The following is an 18,199-nucleotide window of genomic DNA, read 5'->3' on the forward strand; positions in this document are numbered from 1 at the left end:
GCGGAGGGTACAGCAGATTGCGCGGCAGAACGCTTTTGCTGGTCGGTTCAGCGCGCCAGCCTGAGTCGCTGCTTGCAGGGCAGAGGACAGAGTTATAGGCTAAAGGTTTTTCCAGTCACGGATATTTCTGATGTATAAGTACACGCTGTTTCCGGCGGCACTGCTATGCAGTGTCGCGGCTATTGCTGACGAAGGGCAATGGCAACCATATCAACTGCCACAACTCCAACAACAACTCAGCGCCCGCGGTATCTCAGTACCTGCCGCCGATTTAGCCGATTTAAGCAAATATCCGATGAATGCCATTGTCAGCCTCGGATATTGTTCGGCGTCTTTTGTCTCGCCGCAAGGCTTGGTCGTGACCAATCACCATTGTGCTTATGGCGCTATCCAGCAGAATTCCACCGCGGAAAACAACCTGATTGCCAATGGTTTTTTGGCGAAAACGCAGGCTGAAGAGCTACCGGCTGGTCCGTCTGAACGTTTGTATGTGACAGAGCTGGTCGAAGACGTGACGGCGAAAGTCAGCGGTGCTTTAACGGCAAAACTGACCGATCTGGCTCGTTTTGAAGCGATTGAAAATAACCGCAAACAGTTGATCCAAGCCTGTGAAAGCGATGCCAACTATCGCTGCAACGTGGTCAGTTTTCATCATGGCCTGCAATTTTTTCTGATTAAACAGCTGATGATCCAGGATGTGCGCCTGGTCTATGCGCCGTCTGAATCTGTCGGTAACTTTGGTGGTGATATCGACAACTACGAATATCCGCGCCACACCGGTGATTATTCGTTTCTACGTGGATATGTTGGTAAGGATGGCAAACCAGCACCTTTTGCGAAAGACAATGTGCCATACCAACCGAAGTTTCACTTAAAAATCAATGCCTCTGGGGTGAAAGCCGGCGATGGCATTTTACTGGCCGGCTATCCGGGCCAGACTAGTCGTTACCGTCTGGCGGAGGAGATTGCCTTTGCCCGCGATTGGCAGTACCCGGCGAGCGTAACCACTTTCTCGCAGATGATCCAAACCATCGATGCGTTCGGTGCCAAAGATCCAGCGCTACAGGTGCGGTATGCCTCAGTGGTCAAAGGCTACAACAACCGGATGAAAAAAATGCAGGGCCTGCTCGATGGCTTTAAAGTCACCGATATTCATGCCATCAAACAACAACAGCAGCAGGAACTGGCGGCCTGGATCGCGGCAGACAGCAGCCGTAAAGTCCATCAAAAAGCGCTGGCAGCACTGCAAGAAGTGGTCAGTGCTGAGCAACAGTACCAGCAGCAGACCTGGTATTTTGACAATGCTAAACGCAGCGATTTACTGAAAGCTGCGCAGGATCTGTATCGGTTAGCGCAAGAGCGGCAAAAACCAGATGCCGAACGCGAGCTGGGTTATCAGCAACGCGACCTGAAGATGTGGCAAGGCCGGCTGAAACGTTTGGATACCAGCTTTGCTCCAAGCGTCGATTTAGCGTTATGGAGTCAGCAGCTAGCGGTTTATCTGCAGCAAAAACCTGTGCTGCGGATCAAAGCATTGGATGATGCTTTAGGCTTAGTGCCGGGCATGACCGCAGCACAAATTAGTGCCACGCTGCAACCTTGGTATGACAAGACAACATTGGGCACTGGTGCAGGCCGCCTGGCCTGGCTCGACAAAACACCGGCTGAATTTGCGGCAAGTAACGACCCCTTTATCAAAGCTGCGGTGGCAGTCTATCAGCAGCAAATTGCGCTGGAGCAGCAACAAAAAGCTATTCAGGGCGCGTTGTTAAACACCCGTCCGGCTTATATGCAGGCAGTAATTGCCTTCAACCAGAGCAAAGGCAAGCCGGTGTACCCGGATGCCAACAGCACACTGCGGATCACTTATGGCCATGTTGACGGTTATCCGGCGGCCGATGGTGTCTATAAAACGCCATTTACATCGGTGCGCGGCATGATCGCCAAACAGCAGCCAACAGGAGTGTTTCAGTTACCAGCGAAGTTGGTGCAGGCTTATCAGGCCAAACAGTATGACGGTTATTATTATGCCGATTTAGGCGCAACGCCGGCCCTGCCGTTTAACTCAGTCCCGCTGAATTTCCTGTCGAGCGCTGATACCACTGGCGGCAATTCAGGTTCTGCGGTGATGAATGGCAAAGGTGAATTGATCGGACTGAATTTTGATTCGACTTACGAATCCATCAGTAAAGACTGGTACTTCAACCCGGCGATCACCCGGGCTATCCATGTGGATATCCGCTTTGTGTTGTGGATGATGCAATATGTGGATGGCGCACAAAATCTGCTGGATGAAATGACAATCGTACGCGACTGACATCGTCGTTAACTGAGCATGACACAACGGGCAGCATCAACGCTGCCCGTTGTGTTTAATCAAAAAATACTGAATAAGGCCGGATTGAGCAGGCTCAAAATCGACATACCTTCTAAGAAGGCAAAACTGCTGGCGTCATGTAAATCGTCTTTGCTAAGTCCCAACACTTCCATGATTTGTTTATCGACCAGATCATGCAGCTGAAAAACATCGGGATTGGCTTCACTCAGCGCCAAACAGCTGGACAGATGCAAAATCAGACTCACTTTGTTCGCTGCGGAGTATTCGGGCTGATTCAGTTGTTTTAACGGCTGAATGATCCGCTCCGGTAACTGCCAATGTTTCAGCAGTTCAACAGTGCAGTCGACGTAGCTGAACCCCAACAATGCCTGCTGTTTCGTCCAGGGTTTGACGCCTTTTTTATACTGACCGCAGATTTGGGCGACCTCTGGTTTCACCTGTACGACGACCAGCTCGCCAAGGTTATGTAACAAACCGGACAAATAAATGGGTTCATCCTTTTTCACGCCCAAATGAAACGCCAGATGTTTGGCAATCAAAGCGGTATTGATGCTGTGCTCCCAGAACTTGTCCAGTGCAATCACATCAGGCTTTAGCGTCGCAAATGCTTCGGCTGCACCACTGGCAACGACCAGGTTATACACCTGGGTTTCCCCCAGCACCTGCACCGCTTTTTGTACCGACTCGACTTGTTTTGGAAAATTATACAGTGCGCTGTTCGCCAGACGCAGTAACTTGGAAGACAACACCGGATCGTAGGATACTAACTCGGCAATTTCATCGATATCGCTGATCTCGTCATCGATGATTTCTTTAATTTTCAGGCAGGTATCAGGCAATGCAAAGATGTCACCGACCTGAAGAGCACATTCGGCAGCGTTCAAGTTCCACTCCGTTTTTTTATTAACAATGACCATTGACTAGTGTTGCCTTCTGGCGCTGATTTACAAGGGGGAAAAACGTATTTCCCGTTTTTTTTTTCGCCGGCGGACAAAGTAGCCGCTTGCTGATACTGCTGTCATCAGATTGCCATGCCATTTTCACACCGCTGTCATCCCAAATCGCTAACGTCTTGTTTTTTTAAGTCTCTGGAGTAAAAACATGAAGGCGTTAAAAGTTTCTGTAGCGGCGTTGCTGGTATCAGTGGCGCTGAGCGGCTGTGATCTGGACGGTAAAAATGGTGTGGATGGGGCCGCTGGCGCTGCCGGCCAAACTGGCCAAACCGGCGCGACAGGCCCATCTGGCGCGAATGGCAGTAATGGTCAGAATGCACCGAACGGCATGCAATTGCTGCCTGTTGCCCGTTATGTCACTGGCAGTTATGGCGCCGGCGCTGCGGAAATTACCGCGTTTCATGCACCTTCCAAGCGGATATTTGTTGTGAACGGTGCCGCCAACCGCATCGAAGTGCTGGATGGCGCCAATATAAAAAGCCAGGCTTTATCAGACCCACTGACCGCGAGCAATTTGACTAGTCAACCACTGACCTTGCCAGCGACCGCCACTGTGCGTAACAGTGCAGATCAGGATGAAACGGTAACGCTGGGTTTTGCTAATTCCATCAGTATTCAGGGCCAGTTGCTGGCCGTGGCAGTTGAAAATAAAAACCGCACTGAAGCCGGTGTGGCGCTGATTTATGATCTGAGCCAAGGCGCTCCGTTGTTAAAACAGGCGATCCGGGTCGGTGCCCAGCCTGATATGCTGACGTTCAGTAGCGACGGTAAATGGTTATTAGTAGCCAATGAAGGTGAACCTGCCAGTGACTACAGCGCGGATCCTGAAGGGTCAGTCTCACTGATCAGCCTCACGAATGCCGTTGCCGCAACACAAGCTAAAACGGTCAGCTTCAGTGCACTGAATGGCGACAAAGCCAGTCTGGCAGCAAAAGGCGTGAAATTTGCCGGTCCGGCCAGCACCACAGTGGCGCAGGATTTGGAACCGGAATATATCGCTTTTAGCCCTGACCTGAAAAAAGCCTGGGTGGTATTGCAGGAAAACAACGCGGTAGCGGTGGTTGACCTGGCTGCTGCCAAGCTCGATAAAATTCTGCCACTGGGCTTTAAAGACTATAGCCTGGCGAAAAACAGCCTGGACGTCAGTAATAAAGATGGCGTGAACATGCAGACTGTTCCTGGATTATTTGGTATGTATCAGCCAGATACCTTACAAAGTTACGGCTGGCAGGGCGGCGCTTTTTATGTCAGCGCTAATGAAGGGGATGCGCGGGATTGGGCTGGTTTTTCTGAGCAAAAACGGGTATCAGCGTTAAAACGTTCTGCAGCACTGAGCGCTCGTCAGCCATACAATGCCGATGTATTAGGCCGGCTGAACGTCACTACCGCGCTTGGGCTGAACGCTTCTGGTGAATATGATGCTTTATATGCCTATGGCGCCCGATCTTTTAGTATCTGGGATCAAAATGGTCAGCAGGTATTTGACAGTGGCAATGATTTAGAACGCATTGCTGCCGGTGTGCATGGCGATAAATTTAATTCGAACCACCTGACCGTCGAAGGTGACAACCGTTCCGACGATAAAGGTCCCGAACCTGAAGCCTTGGCGCTGGGTCAGATCAATGGCCGCACATATGCATTTGTCGGTACTGAACGGATGAGTGGCATCTATGTCTATGACATTTCTAATCCGTATGCACCACAGTTTGTCGATTACAGCTATAACCGTGATCTGAATGCGATCTATAACATCAATGATGACAAAGTGCCGGCCGTGGTGACCGGCAACGTGGCACAGGCTGGTGATTTAGGCCCGGAATCGCTGGCTTTTGTACCGGCAGCCAATAGCCCGACGGGCAAACCATTGCTGCTGATGGCCAATGAAGTCAGTGGTACGTTAACGGTATTTGAACTGACCCCTAAAGTCTGATCTTGATCTTTGCTTGAATTCGGGCCGGCATTGCCGGCCTGAATTATTTTCAGCACCAAGCAACTTCCGTAAATGATAATTTTGTGTAAACTATTGTTTTTCTGGCATTCTTTTTTGCTTTTTAAACAGGTCGGCTATACTCGGCTGTATTGCCTTTCGTTAGCGGACTCAACCTGAACTGCCGATCCGTTCAGCACAGAAGGACATTGTGAAAAGGTTATTTCTGGTTTTTTGCATGTTGTTGTGTCTGCCTGGGGTGTCTGCTGACCCGCTGACGCCACAAGTTCAGGTCATTGCCCATCCTTCAGTGCAGGTGGACGCATTGTCTCAGGCGCAATTGCGCAGTATTTATCTGATGCGTCAGGTGGTTTGGCCTGATGGCGTCGCCATCCGTGTGTTTACATTAGCGCCGCGTTCTGCGGCTAATCTGCAATTCTGTCGTGACCAGCTCCAGCTGTTCCCTTATCAGCTGGAACGGGTATGGCAAAAACTGACGTATTCCGGGACAGGAACGCCCCCAACCGAATTACAGGATCAACAGGCGATGCTGCAGGCGATTGCCGCGACGCCCGGTGCCATAGGTTATATCGAGAAACAGGATGAAACTCAGGGTGTTAAAGTCATTCCAATTAAGCCTTAGCAGCGGCCTGCTGGCACTGTGCGGCGCTTTTTCTGCATCTGCTGCGGATAGCTGGCAGTGGCATGGTTTTGTCGCACAAGGGCTGATGCAAGCCGAACAAAGCAACTTTGTGAATGACGACGGCGGCATCAGCACCGATCTGACCGAACTGGGTCTGAACGGCAGTTATAAACTCAGTCCGGATTGGCGTTTGTCGGGTCAGGTGATGTATCTGGATGGGGGGAATCGCTATGCCACGGGTTGGCGCCTCGATTATCTGTTTCTGAACTGGACCGCAGTCAATAACTTCGATTGGCAGCTGAATCTGTACGCCGGTCGGTTTAAAAACATGCATTGGTTATATTCGAGCACCCGCGACGTCGCGCTGACGCGTCCGATGATCGTATTGCCGCAGTCGGTGTATTTTGATGCCTTTCGCGATATCGCTGTTGGCTCGGATGGTCTGGCGCTGCAATCGACCAACAGCACCACGTTCGGGGAGCTGGAATTTATCTGGAGTTATGGCGCCACTCCAATTAACCGCGAGATGAGCCAGCGTGTGATCGCCACGCAAATTCAGGGCGACACCAAGCAAAAATTCGTTCATCAGGCCACAGTGTTTTTCCGCCCGGCTGACAGTCAGATGCAGTGGGGGATTTCGTTACTGGATTCTGATTTCAGCTATCGCCGGGCGCCGGTTGATATGTTTTTTGACGGAGATTTTACCGTCCAAAGGGTGATGGCAAATTGGCGTTATAGTGCTGAATTGTGGGAATTGTCCAGTGAGTTAGTGCAAGAGCGGGTGCACGCCAGCGGCTTTTATCTGCCAGTGTATGAGCGCAATCAATTTGCACAAGGTGCATTTTTACTTGGTAGCTACAACTGGTCGGATAGTACCCGCCTGTATGCCAGTTACGACTGGTATACCGCGAATAAAGACGACCGCGGTGGCGCCTTGCTCCCGTTGCAATCAGGCGGGCTGATCCCACGCTATTTTGGTTATCAGCGCGACTGGGGCTTAGGCTTGACACAGGATCTGGCCAAACAGTTACGGCTGAAACTGGAATATCACTGGATCACCGGTACCGGGCGGCTTGGACCCAATGTGGTGCCTGCTATTGAGATTAACCGGAGCCGGAACCACGATTTGTGGGCGGTCCAACTGATGTATTGGTTCTGATCCTATGCGGCCATTTTTAAGTCTACCGTGGAAAATTCTTGCGCTGACGTTAAGCGCTTTGTTGTTGATGACCGTGGTACTGACCAGTTTTGCGATTGTGAAAATGGAGCAGGACTTCCACTTGCAACAGCAAAAACAACTACAACTGCGTCAGCAGCAATTTGAACATCTGAACATGTTGCTGGAAAACCAGCTACGCAGTTGGCTGGAATCCTTCACTGATATGGCCAATATCCGCGAGCAGGCTGATTTCAGTGAATTTGCTAAAGCCTTAGCACGTCACTACGACACTATTGCCCTGCATCTGAACGTGGAGCATCAATGGCTGTTTAATCAGGAAGGCGTGCTGCTATATGCCTCTACCCCGGAAGTGCCAGGGCGGGTGCGGCAGGCGGTGCAACAAGTGTTGATGGAGCTACAACCATTTAGCGAGATTGTTTGCGCTGAACATTGCTCTAAGCTGGTGCTGGTGCCGGTACAGAATCAACGCGGTGATGTGGCGGTCGTGGCGTTATCAACCACATTATTGGATGTGCTGGCGTCACTAAAACAAGGCGTCGGCTCCGAAGTTGCCATTGTGCGGATTGAAGGTGACTTGGAACGACCGGCGCGCGAGCTGCAGTTGTTAAGCTTGTCCAATGCCAGCCGGATGGCGTCGGTATTCTCTGCTTTACCGGCAGCGGCGACAGTAAAACAAGCGATTGAAAACGGACTGCCGGTGCAGATTGGCGCCGAGCATTATCTGATTAGTTTCTTGCCGTTAGTCGGCAACGGTCAGGGCTATTATCTGGCGTTGGTGGATGACACCAATAAATTCGCCCGGACCAAGGCGGAATATCAATTTCAGATGGTGATTTTCGCCAGCGCCTGTTTTGCTTTTCTGGCGGTACTGATTTATTTCAGCACCCAGCGTCTGAGTTTACGGCTATTGAAAATGGCGCAACATCTGCCGTTACTGGCGCAACGGCAGTTCCGAGAATTCCGCGAACGTGGCCGCAACACTCCGTTGTTATTTCAGGACGAATTAGATGTGCTGGATACCGCGGCCAACCAGCTCAGTCTGGAGTTGGAACAGCTACATCAGCAAATTGAGCAAAATACCCGTGAGCTGGAAAACATCGCGATGTACGATTTGCTGACCGGGCTGCCAAATCGCAACATGCTATTGTTTCAGTTAAAAAAATATCTGGCAGCACTGGAGCGTCATCCGGGCCGTATCGCGGTATTGTTTCTGGATTTGGATAATTTCAAGCTGGTCAATGACACACAGGGCCATGCGGCTGGTGATCTGCTATTGGTTGAAGCGGCGAGCCGGCTGCGTGCTTGTATCCGGCCCTCTGATCTGGCATCACGCTTTGGCGGCGACGAATTTGTCTTGGTGCTGACCGATGTTAGTTCTGATGAACATCCAGCTGAAGTGGCGAATCGCATTTTGCAGGCCTTTGAACAGCCGGTGGAGCTCAATGGTCAGCTGTTTTATGTGTCCGGCAGTATTGGCATTGCGATGTCATCGGATCCGCAGTCCATTCCTGATGATCTGATCCGCCAGGCGGATATCGCCATGTACAACGCCAAAGAACAGGGCGGTGCAGCATTTACCGGTTATGACCAACAGATGTATCAGCGCTTATCCAGCCGTATTCAGCTGGAAAGTGATATTAAAGAAGCGATCCGGCTGCAGCAGTTTTATCTGGTACTGCAGCCGCAGGTTGAATTATCGACCGGCCGGTTGGTCGGTTTTGAAGCTCTATTACGCTGGTTACATCCACAACGGGGCATTGTGACGCCGGATGAATTTATCGGCGTACTGGAAAACTCGCCACAAATGGTCGAACTGGGTTACTGGGTGTTCCGCCGCAGCTTTGAATTGGTGCTGCAGTTGATCAATCAGGGGTATCGCCATATCCGTATTTCAATCAACTTATCCGCCGGTCAGTTTCTTGATCCGCTGTTGCCACAGGTGCTGCAGGGCTTATTGGATGAATTCGGTTTACCGGCCAATCATTTCGAGCTGGAGCTGACTGAGCGCACGTTAGTCAAAAACATCGATACCACCTTACAAATGATGCGCCAGCTAAAGGGCATGGGCTTTTGTTTTGCTATCGATGACTTTGGCACTGGGTATTCCAGCTTAAGTTATTTAAAACAAATGCCGGTCGACATTATCAAAATCGATAAATCCTTTGTGTTTGGTATGCTGGAAAACGATGCTGACTATCAAATCATTGTCTCCACCATTGCGATGGTACAGAAACTGGAATTGACGGTGGTGGCAGAAGGCGTAGAAAACCGCGCCCAGCTGCAACTGCTGAAAAAGCATAAGTGTGATATCGGTCAGGGTTATTATTTTGCCCGGCCGCTGAATGATGAGCAGTTGCAACAATTCCTGACTGAACACGTGCCGGACGGTTTTTTGCGTCTGACGTAATCTTAGCGAGATAAGCCCGGTTGCTCAGCGCAGCGGGCTGTGGATTAACGGACGGCCAGGATTGGTTTGCATCTGGTCGTAACTTTCCACCCGATTGCGGCCGTTGTATTTGGCCAAATAAAGTGCCTGATCGGCATGGCGCATCAGCTCATTGGGCTGATAACCGCTGATTTGGCTGTAAGACACGCCAAAGCTGGCAGTTAGTTTCAGTCCACTTTGGATATGACTGCAATCGAGCTGTTCAATCGCATCGCGACAGATCTCGGCGAGCATTAACACTTTGTCCGGCTGACAGTCGGGCAATACAATGGCAAATTCTTCCCCGCCGATCCGACCAAAAATATCGCCGCTGCGGATAAAGTGGTTACAGATCTGCACCGTCGCCTGTAACGCTTTATCACCAATATCATGACCGTGGTTGTCATTGATAAGCTTGAAGAAATCCAGATCAAATACAATAACGCCCATCGATTTCTGCAGTTGTTTGCAGCGTTTGACTTGCTTTTGCAGCTGTAAATCAAAAAAGTGCCGGTTGCTGATGCCGGTCAGACCGTCGTTTTCCGCGGCAAGCTTGTAATAACGATGACGTCGTATCAGTCGGTAGGTGACATAGATCAGCACCAGGCTGGCGAGGCTGAGTAATGCAATATAAATACTGCTGCGCTGCTCTCTCTGATCTTTGAGTTCAGATTCAAGCTCCAATACGCGAAATTCTTCTTTGACCAGCCGTAGCTGTTGATTCTTACTGAGCAACTCCCCCTGCGCCAGCTGATAAGCCAGCAGCTGTGCGGACCTTTCATCCCGCATCGCCCGTTCTGCTTCGGAGTATTGCTGGTAGGCCTGATAAGCCGCTTGATAGTCACTGCGCCTTGCTAACAGTTCCGCTTTAAGTTTCAAACCGGCAACCAATGGCGTACTGAACGGCAAACTTTGTGCTGCCGCCGTCAGTTTATCCAGTGCTGCAAGCGCGCCGTCTACATCATTCAGGTCGGCTTTTGCCTGCGCCATCAATTGATAAACCTGGATCAGCAAGCGGTTGTATTTTGTTTGCTCCACTGCCGGCAAAAACTGCTGAATGCTGTCTAATGCAGCTTTCGGGTCTTTTTCGTTCAGATGAGAAATTGCAATATGAGCATTGGCCAATTGCATGATCATCAATTCGTTGGCTTGCTCGCATTGCGCTGCAACTTCAGCAACTGCGGTCAGTGAATTGGTGATCTGCAAAGCATGTTGATTCTGTATTTTCAGGTAGTTGCTGATACAAATATCGCGTGGGTTAAGTTGCTCAGCAACCAATTGCTGTAGGAAATCCTGGCTTTCTCTGAACAGGCCGGCCTCTGAATAGATATTGGCCGCGCTTAATAGTGCCTGATTGCGCCATTTGGCTTCACTGATCTCTGGCAACATCGCCATAGTCTGCGCCAGGCTGGAGAATGCATCAACGAACTGTCTTCTGACAATTTGCACGTTGGCTAAGGTGAATGTCGCTCTAAATCGCAATAAGATCGGAATGCTCGGTGCCATCAGCGCTTTGAACATCATTTCCGATTGTTGATGGTTGCCGCTGTACGCTGCCTGATAAGCCAATAAATAATTCAGATAACTGCGCTGCGCATCGCTCATTTCACCCGCAGCCAGCTTCAGCTGATTTAACAATGCAGCGTAGCGCTCTGGACTTGCGCTACGCTGTTCATCCGCGGCATTCAATAATTGCTCAATATCCGGCGCTGCATCGGCCAATCCGCGGGGTGGATTGAACAGCAGCAACAAGGAACTCAGCAACAAAATACGCCGGAACGAAGTCATTGTGTTTATCGCCTCAGTGCCGACGGATTTTCACAGGCTCGTCCTGTGGCTCGTCTTCGTCTGGCTGCTCCGGCTCTTCAGGTGCCACAATCAGGAAACAACCACGGCCTGGTACACCAGCCGCCTGAATAAGACCGGACAAATCGGCACTTTGTAAAGCATCAGTCAATTCTTGCGATAACTGACAGTCTTGTGTTAAGCGGGATACTTCTTCCTGGCGCTTTGATTGTGGCGCGGTACTCACGGCCAGCTGCTCTAAAATTTGGACTAACTCTGACATAGCATCTTCCTTTTTTGACAAAATGAACACAGAGATAAAAAGCACTCCTGAGGGAATGGCTGCCGGCCGTTGAACACATCCTTGCCGGCCCTCCAGTAAAACAGGTTATGCCGATGCTGAAAAGGTTTATTGCTGATTTGATGGCGGAATTTTGGTCTGCGTTGTCATTCAGATCAGCATACTTGCGCAGCGATATAAAGCTATGTTAATCATCAGGTTTTAAATACATCAGGCAGGATGGCGTATGCAGCAGGGTAGGATTGTGATCGTCGGGACCGGTATCATGCTGGGCGCCCATCTGACGCCGGCGGCAAAAAGCTATCTACAGGCCGCTGATTTGGTGTTCGCCGCTGTGACTGATGGTATCAGCGAGCAGTGGCTGCAGACGATGAATGCCGATGTACGGAGTTTTGCGCCTTTATATGCGCTGGGAAAATCCCGCCACGACACTTATCAGCAAATGATCGATTTGATGCTGACCGAGGTGCGGGCCGGCAAGTTTGTCGTTGGTGCTTTTTATGGTCATCCCGGCGTGTTTGCCTATGCGCCGCATAAAGTCATCGAACTAGCGCGACTGGAAGGCTATGAAGCGCAGATGCTGGCTGGGATCAGCGCGGCGGATTGTCTGCATGCAGATTTGGGTATAGATCCGGGCCGGGTCGGCTGTCAGTATTATGAAGCCAGCCAGTTTATGTTTTATCAGCGCGTGATTGATCCCAGTGCCTATTTGGTGCTGTGGCAAATCTCGCTGGCTGGCGATCGCACTATAGCCCGTTTTGACACTGGCGAGGGCGAGTTACAATTGTTGGTGGAGCTACTCGCGGCCGATTATCCGGCCGACCATCAGGTGGTCATTTACGAAGCGGCCAGCATGCCCTTTGAAACACCCAGAATGGATTGGCTAACTTTGGCTGAATTACCAACAGCACGGCTGACACTGAAATCTACTTTAGTGTTGCCACCAGCTCGCGCTCTGCAAAAAAATGTTCAGCTGCTGGAGCGGCTGAAAGTGTTACAGGCAGGCTGATGCTAAAGCCGGCGCATTTTGCGTTCCATATTGAACACTGCATAGTGCGGCCACTGTGCGTTGCAGATTTACCGGGCCTGACCGGTCTCTACACAGATCCGCGCACCCAGCAATTTGTGGGGCAGTTGTTGACTGAAACTGCAGCCATTGCCAGATTGCAGGCCTGCCTGAGGGCAAACCAACAGTCACCGCTGCAACAAGTCTATCTGGCGGTGGAAAATCAACGACAACAATTGGCGGGAATGGCCGCAGGTTTTGCTTTGCAGCCAGACCGCGCCTGGCTGGAACTCGGCATCATGTTATTGCCGGGATTGCAGGCACCAGGCCTTGCTAAAGCAGCTTATGCCGGCTTGATCCAACAGGCGTTGGATCTGGGTTTTTTGCAGGTCCAGGCCAGTATGCAACCGCAGAATCTAGCCGCGATACGTTTGGTCCGCCAATGCGGCATGCAGTTACTGACGGCAGGGCCGGCTGAAGTGCGTTATCAGATCTGTCGTGCTGATGCTCAGCGCGACAGCGGCTGACACATCGGACTGTTTTTTACGACATAAGGCCGCAAAATCGGCGCCATCCCCTTCAACACCTGCAGCGGCAGGGCCGAGGTAAAGCTGAAATCGTCAGCACCTTTGCCAGGCACAAAGGCCGTCAGCGTGCCGAAATAGCTGTCACCGAGATAAAATACAAAGGTTGCCGTGCGACTGGTCGCCGTCGACGCCACCGTTTTTCCGCGGATCACTTGTGTCGCAACGCGGTTGTCGCCGGTGCCGGTCTTGCCGCCGACCTGGAACAGCGAGCCATCAGCTTTGACAAAACTGCCGTTTAGGCGTCGGGCAGTGCCTTCAGCGACCACCTGACCCAGCGCTTTTTTCAGAGCGCGCGCCACTTCCGGACGCATGACGCGCTCGCCGGCACTGGCGTTAAAACCAAGCTGTATTTCATACGGCGTATGGGCGGCAAAATGCAAACTGTCGATCCGGATGGTCGGTAAGCGCATACCATCGTTCTGAATGATCCCCATCAGTTCTGCCAATGCGGCAGGACGGTCACCAGAACTACCGAGCGCAGTGCCCAGACTTGGCACCAAGTGATCAAACGGATAACCAAGTTTGGCCCAACGCTGATGGATGTCGGTAAAAGCTTCCACTTCCAGCATGATGCGGATCCGCGCATCACGCGCCTTGCGGTTCGGCGTTTTGAACAACCAGCGATAAACCTGTTGGCGCTGCTCGGCGCTGGCGTCTATCACTTCTTTCATCGTGGCTTGCGGATGGGTGTTCAGGTAATTCAGTACCCACAACTCCAGCGGGTGCGCGCCGGCGATATAACCCTGATCTGGCAGACTGAATTTACCGGGACCATATTGGGCGTACATATCCTGCAGTTTTTTGTTAGTCAGCGTCGCGGCATCTGGCAGCTTGGTGCGCAAAAACGCCGCGAAGTCGGTAAAACTGGCATCTGGCAGCAAATAACGATGCACCGCGGCCAGCCGATCCGGTGTTTGCTTCAGACCATCAAAAAAGGTCTCCAGCCGTTGTTCCATCGGTTTTTGCTGATATTTCCGGAAGAAACGGCGTAAGAACTCGCTGCCTTCTTTATCGACGAATTTACGTAAGTATTCTTCCCGTTTCGGGTCGTTGTCGGCGCGCAGTAACAAGGAGGTACTGCCTTGGGTCTGATAACTGCTGGCAAAGCTGACGATGTCACGCAATAACCGCACAAATGGCAGGTTATGCGACTGCTGCAGTGACTGGCGAATAGTCGGTACTTTACCGTCTTCGTCTTTATTGAAATTGTTAAACACCTGCAAACCACCGCCGGTAAAGAAGCGCTCCGCCGGCGACGCCGAGTAAGTGCGTTCCAGCGACGCTTCTAACATGGCCGGCAAACTGCGATCGGCAGTAGTTGCCATGTAATTAGCAGCCCAGCGCGTAATATGATCGTTCGGTGCAATGTCCATAGTCAACAGACTGTCTGGCAGCTCATCAACAAACGCCTGATGCAGTTCGGCAATTATTTCCAGATAGCTGGCTAACACCCGCAGTTTGGCGGTAGAGCCGAGCTCGAGTTTACTGTGCTCATTTAAATCAAACGGCTGATCGGTACTGTCGGTCTGGACCCGAACCCGGTTACCGTCGGCGGTCTTTTCAAACAGTGTAAAACTATACAGCACATCACCGGTGCGCGTTGGCGCCAGCAAGCGCTCGCCAATCAGACCGTGTTGCGCAGCGGTATTTGGATTGGCCAGACTCTTCAGGTAAGCACTGACTTTTTGCTGAACATCGCCGTGCAACGTGCTGTGAGCATTTAAATCGAGCCGGTCTAAATCGTACATTGACTGATTTAGCAGATTGCCCAACCGCAGTCTGGCCGCATTGATGCCTTTGCGACTGTCGGCTTCGTCTTTGGCTTTATTTGGTTGCAGCCGGACAAACGTCAGCCGCTCGTTCAATGCTTTGTCGCGTAAACCAGCATCGATGATGCCGGCGCGCGCCAGCAGGCGGATATGGCTGTCGGTCAGCTCTTCCAGGTCCGCATGGCCTTGCAACAAATAATAAGATGGCCGGCGCTGTGCGATCATCAGTGACAGCATCTGGCGGAAATAGCGTGCCCGTTCCAAGGCGGTGTCCGCTTGTTCGGGTTGGCTCAGCAGCTGGTTGGCGCGTTCAAAGTCAGTACCAAACCAGGCATACAAGGCATCACCGACACCATGCACTTCGCCATGACCGGGCGCCGAAGACAGCGGCACTGTGTTCAGGTAATCCTGCACAATGCGCGTACGCACGGCCTGAGTATTCGGGCCATGTTGATAAGCGCGGATAGTGCCGGAAATAATCTGAATGGCTTTATCTTCGAAATTCTGCGTCAGCCCCATAGGCGAGTGACGGAATTTTTCGATTTGGGTGGCGAGCGTCGAGCCACCAGCGGACTGTCCGCCAATCGCCAGAACTTTACCCACTTGACTGACAGCAGCCATGACAAAACGCGGCCAATCCATTACCGGGTTGGCGTGCGGCGGAATAGTCAGCAGATTGCGGTTTTCAATAAACAACAGGCTGTGTGCCACTAACAATGGGATTTGTTGCGGCTGGCGATACACCCGCTGCGGATAGTTAAAATCGAAGATAGTTTCGTTGCGGCAATCTGCCAGAAACAGACCACTTTGCACTTTCTCCCGATACGGCGGGAAAAAGCCTTGGGCGGCAAAACCTTGCATGGCCGGCGAAAATTCAGCCTGGGCACGTACCACAAAACCGCGCTCGGTCAGGCGGGGCAGCAGTGCAGGTAATTTGGTATAACCATGGCGTTCGTCAAACGGCCCGGCGGTTGGGTAGATGACCTGATTCGTCGGTCCATTCTGCACTTGCCAGGTCAGTGTTTTGGCGTATTCGCTGATTGGTTTGGCGCTATACCAGGCCGTACGCATTTCAAATGCAGCCAATACGGCGAGCGCGGCCAGTAACAACAGCAACAGTACCGGAATCAACGAGCGACGCTGTACTGTCACTTCTGGTTCGGCAGTTGACACCACAGCTGGTTGTTCCCGGTAATTATCAAACTGAATGTTTTCTAAAGGAAGTTGCGGTGACAACGGCTGGATCCATGTGCTGAACTGAAAAAACAGCCGCAGATTTTAGCCTGAAGCGCGTTTGATTGCAGCTTATATTTATCCTTTCCTCAGCGGCTTTGTTCTGGTGGATAAGGCGGCAACTCGTCGCCAAACCAAAATTGCAGATTTTGCCGTAACGCCTTGTCTTGCCTGATATTGTTGATGATTGCGTTGACCCGAAGCACGGCAAGCTGCCCCCAGTTACTGTCCGGGCAGCTGACGGCGCCGGCCAGCAAGTCTTCATATCCGGCGATTGGCAGAAAAACCAGAGGTTCAGCCGAGTGCCGGTCGTAATATTGTAAGCTGCTGATGTAATCGAGTGTCGCATCGAGCCGATGCTGGCCGAGCATTTGTAAATGCAGCATGGTGGCGTCTTTACCAGTATCCACACTAACGTGATTGGGGCTGTTGAGCCGGTGTTCATCGAGCAACGGTTGCAATTTGCCATAACCACGCTGCGCCGGAAAACCAAAGCGCAGCTCGCTGGCCAGTAATTTCTGCAGATTGACCGGTACACCAAAACGCTGGCGAATGGTTTTTGCCAAGTCTGGCCGGGTGATGATGCCATGAGGCCGGTAATAATGGGTAGGTTTGCTGAACAAGCGGCCTTTTCGGTCCTGTGAGGCCGGCACATACAAAGCACAGGGATAACACAGCTGTTCTTTGGCGTCTATGCGCTGTCGAATGCGGGATTGCGGTTCGGTCAGGGGGTGATGACGAACATCCGGCAGATAAACCTGTAATCGCTGGACTAATAAATCACAAAAACCTTGCCCCTGATCCGGCCCTTCCAGAATATGAAATGGAGCCTCCGGAGTCATGCCCCATTGCAAGCGGAATTGGCGGGCGCTGCTTTGTTCGAGGAGTGGTAATTGCTGTTCTGGCTGCAATGCCGGCAACTGCGGTGTAGTTTGTGCTACCGGCGGTTGCAACGTCGCGTCCGAATCTGTGGCGCTTAGTCGGTATAAATTCAGACCGAACAGCACGAGTGTCACCACAATCAATGAGAACAGAATTTTCATAAAGCAGACCGGCTAGGCAGGCGTTTTACAAGCCTAGCATAGTGGCTGCATAATCAGCCACTTGCCAGTTTTTAAAGCTTAATGGTGGTGATGACCACCAACGCCATGCGCATGTCCGTGTGCGACTTCTTCGGCGGAAGCGGCGCGGACCGAGACGACTTTTAATTCAAATGTCAGGGTTTTGCCGGCCAGCGGATGATTGACATCAACGTCCGCTTTAAACATGCCCATTTTCACGATCTTAACCTGACGCGGACCCTGTTCTGTTTCGATGATTGCAGTCATGCCTGGCGCCCATTTTTTTGCGCCTTTTAAATGTTTGACCTGAACGCTTTGAATCGCGTTTTCATCGCGCTCGCCATAGGCATCTTTTGGTGCAACCACCAGCGTTAACTCGTCTCCAGCGGCTTTACCGGCAAGCGCCTGCTCAATCGCCGGCAGCATATTCTGGTGGCCATGCAGATATAACATCGGTTCGCCACTGGCGGAGTCTTCAATCAGATCCTGGGCCTCTGACACACGGTAATGCAACTGGACGACGCTGTCCTGGGTAATGATCATCAGTAATTTCCTGCTTGTCTGTTTCGCGAATGAAAGGCGGCGATTATACCAAGTTCGCCGCCCGGCGAAACCTGCTTAATGATCACAGTCATGGTGATGGACGTGACCATGGCGTCTTTTGTGGCGTTTTGGTTTGTGCCAGTGGCGTTGTTCCTGATACTCCCGCACTTCGACAAACCGTACGGACTGGTGACAGGCGCCATAGTGATGGCAGTAGCGACCCCAATCACGCTGATGCGCATAAGGCGCTTCGATGACCACAATCCGATCATAGCGCGGATAAGGATCTGCGACTCTGACATGACCATGTACCCCTGGTAGCACCTGACCATACAAATTGACTTCAACATTTGTTGCGTGGGCAGGAGTCATCAGGCCAATCGCGCTGAACAGGCCGGCCAGCATACCCATAAATTTGAACATAACGCCTCCAAAGTGACATCAGCAG

Annotated in this window: 14 protein-coding genes; 7 read left to right on the plus strand and 7 right to left on the minus strand. The window is 51.6% G+C overall.

Annotation, left to right across the window (positions count from 1 at the left end):
• Nucleotides 1–130 precede the first annotated feature (130 nt).
• Nucleotides 131–2,317, plus strand: coding sequence for a S46 family peptidase (locus ACFFJP_RS06990; protein ID WP_377241834.1), 2,187 nt, complete (start codon nucleotides 131–133; stop codon nucleotides 2,315–2,317).
• 59 nt (nucleotides 2,318–2,376) lie between these two features.
• Here the strand turns inward: ACFFJP_RS06990 and ACFFJP_RS06995 are convergent, their stop codons facing one another.
• On the minus strand, nucleotides 2,377–3,222 hold the full coding sequence (locus ACFFJP_RS06995; RefSeq protein WP_377241836.1) for an HDOD domain-containing protein: 846 nt from the start codon (nucleotides 3,220–3,222) through the stop codon (nucleotides 2,377–2,379).
• Nucleotides 3,223–3,439: 217 nt separating this feature from the next.
• Here ACFFJP_RS06995 and ACFFJP_RS07000 point away from each other — a divergent pair, with 217 nt between their 5' ends.
• The 4 genes from ACFFJP_RS07000 to ACFFJP_RS07015 all read left to right on the plus strand — a co-directional run bounded on the left by ACFFJP_RS07000 (nucleotide 3,440) and on the right by ACFFJP_RS07015 (nucleotide 9,448).
• Nucleotides 3,440–5,221 (plus strand): choice-of-anchor I family protein, encoded by a 1,782-nt coding sequence (locus tag ACFFJP_RS07000; RefSeq protein ID WP_377241838.1) that lies wholly within the window; start codon nucleotides 3,440–3,442, stop codon nucleotides 5,219–5,221.
• Nucleotides 5,222–5,456: 235 nt separating this feature from the next.
• A complete protein-coding gene (locus tag ACFFJP_RS07005) occupies nucleotides 5,457–5,861 on the plus strand; it encodes a type 2 periplasmic-binding domain-containing protein (RefSeq protein WP_377241840.1) in 405 nt (134 codons plus the stop codon).
• Nucleotides 5,833–7,020, plus strand: a complete 1,188-nt coding sequence (locus ACFFJP_RS07010) for a hypothetical protein (protein WP_377241842.1) — start codon at nucleotides 5,833–5,835, stop codon at nucleotides 7,018–7,020. Before ACFFJP_RS07005 ends, ACFFJP_RS07010 begins: the two co-directional genes overlap by 29 nt.
• A gap of 4 nt (nucleotides 7,021–7,024) precedes the next feature.
• Nucleotides 7,025–9,448: a putative bifunctional diguanylate cyclase/phosphodiesterase gene (locus ACFFJP_RS07015; RefSeq protein WP_377241844.1), complete on the plus strand. Its 2,424-nt coding sequence runs from the start codon at nucleotides 7,025–7,027 to the stop codon at nucleotides 9,446–9,448.
• Between the two features lie 24 nt (nucleotides 9,449–9,472).
• Here the strand turns inward: ACFFJP_RS07015 and ACFFJP_RS07020 are convergent, their stop codons facing one another.
• Complete coding sequence (locus ACFFJP_RS07020; RefSeq protein ID WP_377241846.1) at nucleotides 9,473–11,254, minus strand: GGDEF domain-containing protein; 1,782 nt, start codon at nucleotides 11,252–11,254, stop codon at nucleotides 9,473–9,475.
• Nucleotides 11,255–11,267: 13 nt separating this feature from the next.
• Nucleotides 11,268–11,534, minus strand: a complete 267-nt coding sequence (locus ACFFJP_RS07025) for a hypothetical protein (protein ID WP_377241848.1) — start codon at nucleotides 11,532–11,534, stop codon at nucleotides 11,268–11,270.
• Between the two features lie 244 nt (nucleotides 11,535–11,778).
• On the opposite strand from ACFFJP_RS07025, the gene ACFFJP_RS07030 reads away from it, so the two are divergent.
• Nucleotides 11,779–12,561, plus strand: a complete 783-nt coding sequence (locus ACFFJP_RS07030) for an SAM-dependent methyltransferase (RefSeq protein WP_377241850.1) — start codon at nucleotides 11,779–11,781, stop codon at nucleotides 12,559–12,561.
• Nucleotides 12,561–13,085, plus strand: coding sequence for a GNAT family N-acetyltransferase (locus ACFFJP_RS07035; protein WP_377241852.1), 525 nt, complete (start codon nucleotides 12,561–12,563; stop codon nucleotides 13,083–13,085). The genes ACFFJP_RS07030 and ACFFJP_RS07035 overlap by 1 nt, the downstream gene beginning before the upstream one ends.
• On the opposite strand, the gene ACFFJP_RS07040 is transcribed toward ACFFJP_RS07035, so the two are convergent.
• From ACFFJP_RS07040 to ACFFJP_RS07055, 4 genes are all read right to left on the minus strand, one after another.
• On the minus strand, nucleotides 13,067–16,150 hold the full coding sequence (locus ACFFJP_RS07040; protein WP_377241854.1) for a transglycosylase domain-containing protein: 3,084 nt from the start codon (nucleotides 16,148–16,150) through the stop codon (nucleotides 13,067–13,069). The two genes, ACFFJP_RS07035 and ACFFJP_RS07040, sit on opposite strands and share 19 nt — an antisense overlap.
• A gap of 86 nt (nucleotides 16,151–16,236) precedes the next feature.
• Nucleotides 16,237–17,190, minus strand: coding sequence for a hypothetical protein (locus ACFFJP_RS07045; RefSeq protein ID WP_377241856.1), 954 nt, complete (start codon nucleotides 17,188–17,190; stop codon nucleotides 16,237–16,239).
• Between the two features lie 78 nt (nucleotides 17,191–17,268).
• Nucleotides 17,269–17,751 carry an FKBP-type peptidyl-prolyl cis-trans isomerase gene (locus ACFFJP_RS07050; protein WP_377241858.1) on the minus strand — a complete coding sequence of 161 codons (483 nt, stop codon included), beginning with the start codon at nucleotides 17,749–17,751 and terminating at the stop codon, nucleotides 17,269–17,271.
• A 75-nt stretch (nucleotides 17,752–17,826) separates the two neighbouring features.
• A complete protein-coding gene (locus tag ACFFJP_RS07055; RefSeq protein ID WP_377241861.1) occupies nucleotides 17,827–18,174 on the minus strand; it encodes a hypothetical protein in 348 nt (115 codons plus the stop codon).
• Nucleotides 18,175–18,199: the final 25 nt, after the last annotated feature.

Origin of the sequence: Rheinheimera tilapiae (assembly GCF_042432165.1) — a bacterium.
Lineage (GTDB): Bacteria > Pseudomonadota > Gammaproteobacteria > Enterobacterales > Alteromonadaceae > Pararheinheimera > Pararheinheimera tilapiae.

Excerpts from the sequence above, each read along its gene's own strand:
- ACFFJP_RS07005 (WP_377241840.1), top strand. The coding sequence starts at position 5,457 with ATGTTGTTGTGTCTGCCTGGGGTGTCTGCTGACCCGCTGACGCCACAA.
- ACFFJP_RS07020 (WP_377241846.1), bottom strand. The coding sequence starts at position 11,254 with ATGACTTCGTTCCGGCGTATTTTGTTGCTGAGTTCCTTGTTGCTGCTG.
- ACFFJP_RS06990 (WP_377241834.1), top strand. The coding sequence starts at position 131 with ATGTATAAGTACACGCTGTTTCCGGCGGCACTGCTATGCAGTGTCGCG.
- ACFFJP_RS07035 (WP_377241852.1), top strand. The coding sequence starts at position 12,561 with ATGCTAAAGCCGGCGCATTTTGCGTTCCATATTGAACACTGCATAGTG.
- ACFFJP_RS07050 (WP_377241858.1), bottom strand. The coding sequence starts at position 17,751 with ATGATCATTACCCAGGACAGCGTCGTCCAGTTGCATTACCGTGTGTCA.
- ACFFJP_RS07045 (WP_377241856.1), bottom strand. The coding sequence starts at position 17,190 with ATGAAAATTCTGTTCTCATTGATTGTGGTGACACTCGTGCTGTTCGGT.
- ACFFJP_RS07000 (WP_377241838.1), top strand. The coding sequence starts at position 3,440 with ATGAAGGCGTTAAAAGTTTCTGTAGCGGCGTTGCTGGTATCAGTGGCG.
- ACFFJP_RS07015 (WP_377241844.1), top strand. The coding sequence starts at position 7,025 with ATGCGGCCATTTTTAAGTCTACCGTGGAAAATTCTTGCGCTGACGTTA.
- ACFFJP_RS07025 (WP_377241848.1), bottom strand. The coding sequence starts at position 11,534 with ATGTCAGAGTTAGTCCAAATTTTAGAGCAGCTGGCCGTGAGTACCGCG.
- ACFFJP_RS07055 (WP_377241861.1), bottom strand. The coding sequence starts at position 18,174 with ATGTTCAAATTTATGGGTATGCTGGCCGGCCTGTTCAGCGCGATTGGC.
- ACFFJP_RS07030 (WP_377241850.1), top strand. The coding sequence starts at position 11,779 with ATGCAGCAGGGTAGGATTGTGATCGTCGGGACCGGTATCATGCTGGGC.